Annotated in this window: 3 protein-coding genes; 1 reads left to right on the top strand and 2 read right to left on the bottom strand. The window is 66.6% G+C overall.

Translation table 11 applies throughout. The features are described 5' to 3' along the window. Both WEA77_RS11195 and pdeM read right to left on the bottom strand, forming a co-directional pair. A partial coding sequence (locus tag WEA77_RS11195) for a SulP family inorganic anion transporter (protein ID WP_368067965.1) occupies positions 1–1043 on the bottom strand: 1043 nt, incomplete at its 3' end. A gap of 376 nt (positions 1044–1419) precedes the next feature. Beyond that, on the bottom strand, positions 1420–2148 hold the full coding sequence (gene pdeM / locus WEA77_RS11190) for a ligase-associated DNA damage response endonuclease PdeM (RefSeq protein WP_368067964.1): 729 nt from the start codon (positions 2146–2148) through the stop codon (positions 1420–1422). A 130-nt stretch (positions 2149–2278) separates the two neighbouring features. On the opposite strand from pdeM, the gene WEA77_RS11185 reads away from it, so the two are divergent. Further along, positions 2279–2537 (top strand): hypothetical protein (locus tag WEA77_RS11185; RefSeq protein ID WP_368067963.1); only part of this gene is annotated, 259 nt, incomplete at its 3' end.

The raw sequence follows: 2537 nt of genomic DNA, 5'->3' as shown, positions 1-2537 counted from the left end.
CCCGCAAGCGCCGGGTGTGCCAGTCTGCCGACGAGCGGCGCGGCGGCAAGCATCATCACGAGGATGGCGAGTGCATGCACGAGGCCTGCGACAGGCGTCTTGCCTCCGGCTTTCACATTGGTGGCCGTGCGCGCGATGGCGCCCGTGGCGGGCAGGCCGCCGAAAAGGCCGGACCCGATATTAGCGGCGCCCTGCGCGATCAGCTCCGCATTCGGACGATGCCTGCCCTCGATCATCCGGTCCGCCACCATCGCAGAAAGCAGCGACTCGACCCCGGCAAGGAAGGCGATGACCAGCGCCGAGGGCAGTAGTTCCTGAAGCCGGGCAAGCGTGATCTCCGGAAGGGCCGGCATAGTCAGGCGATCGGGCAGTGCGCCGAACCGGTCCGAGATGGTCTCGACCGGCAAGCTGAGAAAGAACACCGCCGCCGATGTGAGCCCCACCGCCACGATCAGGCCCGGCCATCTCGGCGCGAGGCGGCGCAAAGCGGCGATCAGGGCCATGGTCGTGAAGCCGATGCCGAGGGCGGCGGGGTTCAGGGTTTCCCGGCCTTCCCAGAGCGCGGGCAGCTTTTGCAGGAAATCGGCTGGAAGGTTTGCTATATCCAGGCCGAACAGGTCCTTGAGCTGGCTGGCCGCGATGATCACGGCAATGCCCATCGTGAAGCCGTTGACGACCGCTTCGGGAATGAACTGGATGAGGCTGCCTGCCCGCAGGAGGCCAGCGGCAAGCAGGATCGCGCCGGCCATCAATGTGGCCAGCACCAGTCCGTCAAAACCATGATGCGCGATGACGCCGTAGACCACAACGATGAAGGCGCCGGTCGGCCCACCGATCTGCACCCGGCTGCCGCCGAGCAGCGAGATCAGGAAGCCAGCGACGATGGCTGTGACAAGGCCGGTAGCCGGGTCGGCGCCAGAGGCGATGGCGATGGCGAGGCTGAGCGGCAGGGCCACCATCGCAACCGTCACGCCGGCGAAGACGTCCGCTGCGAAAAGCGGCCAGCTATAGGTCTTCAGTGTGGTCAGCAGTTTGGGTGTCACGGTCGCTGGCGGGCGGGGGCATTGGGCCGGCGTCCGTACTTACATTGATCTGTTAGCAGATCAGCGCGGCGCCCGCGATGTGACAGGCGCCCGCAGGCTCACATCGGATTGTCATCCCGCCATTGGTCGATGCTGTCGAGGCAGGCCTGGTCATAAGCAGCGCGGCCGTCATTGCCGGTGTCGCTGCTGCGGCAGGAGGATTCTGCGGCGAGCCCGGCGACGAGGCTCTGGACGAAAGTGGCGCAGCCGCCAAGCGAGAGGGTTCCGGCGAGAGGGTTCCGGCGAGCAGGCCGGCAAGGGCGAGTTTACGGGGTAGTTGCACGGGCTGTCTCCTTGCCCCCACCTTATCGCTAGCATTGCGGCGCGCGCGCAGAAATCACAGTTTCCAGCGTCCGCCGCTGCCTGCCCCGCCATCCGGCAGCAGACTTTTCTGCGGCACGCCGTAGACGCGCGCTTCGCCGATTGCGAAAGCCATACAGCCCTCCGGAAAGACCAGGCGGAAAGCCTCGTGCAGCACATTCAGCCCGCCCGCGAAGGCGCCCATCGCCGGCATCACCAGCCGCGCGCCGTCCGAGGCAAAGCAGCGCCGGCGCACCGAACGCCCGCGCCCGGAAACCCTGGCGACGGGGTGCAGGTGGCCGGCGATTTCGCCCACTTCGCCCGTCGGCTCGTGGCGGAATACCAGCGGGCCGAGGCGCAGTAACTTCGCCGCGCGTCCGCCCAGATGCGCCGGCGGATCGGGATCGTGGTTGCCTTCCACCCAGACCCAGTCCTGTGCGCCGGTCAGCGCACGGATGCGCTCGGCATAGGGCAGCGGAAGGCGCGAACCCGATCGCCTGTCATGGAAGCTGTCGCCCAGCGAGATCACAGTGTCCGGTTTCAGCCCCGCGCAGAGCGCCTCCACACGGGACAGCGTGGCGCCGGTGTCATAGGGCGGCAGCATCTGCCCGGCGGCGGCAAAGTTTGAGCCCTTCTCGAGGTGCAGGTCCGAGACAACCAGCACGCGCCGGTCCGCCCACCAGAGGGCGCCTTCCGGCAGCGGGGTCAGCATCTCTCCGGCAAGGTGGAGCCAGGTCTGTTTCGGGGAAGCCTGCGCGAGGGACATGGGAACGAGAATTGGGCTGATGTGGGCGCCCGGTCAACGCGCGAAATTCGGCATCGATTGTCGATATGAAGTCCGCTAACGATCCGTCAGGTGAAAGTCGGGCACAAGACGTAAATCGGACCCGGCGCCCGTGATCTCTCCACGTGACGATAAAGATGAGCTGCGCCGGCGTTTCCTTGAACATGGCCGCGTTCTCATCCCCGGGATTTTCGGGCCTGCCTTCGCGCAAGGCGTTCTGAGCGCCGCGCAGGCATATGCCAGCTGGGTGCTTGTCACCCGTATCGAAGGCGCTCACAGCGAGTTTGACGCCGCGCAGATGGAGCAGGCGCGGAAGGACCGGCTGCAGACCTTCGAGGCACTGGTGGCGCAGGAAGCGCGCAAAGGCTTCC

Source organism: Hyphomonas sp., assembly GCF_040882205.1.
Classification (GTDB): domain Bacteria; phylum Pseudomonadota; class Alphaproteobacteria; order Caulobacterales; family Hyphomonadaceae; genus Hyphomonas.
The sequence above is the reverse complement of the archived record's forward strand: the minus strand, read 5'-3'. Positions and strand labels throughout refer to the sequence as shown.

Coding starts and splice junctions, on each gene's coding strand:
- pdeM (WP_368067964.1), bottom strand. CDS start 2,148: ATGTCCCTCGCGCAGGCTTCCCCGAAACAGACCTGGCTCCACCTTGCC.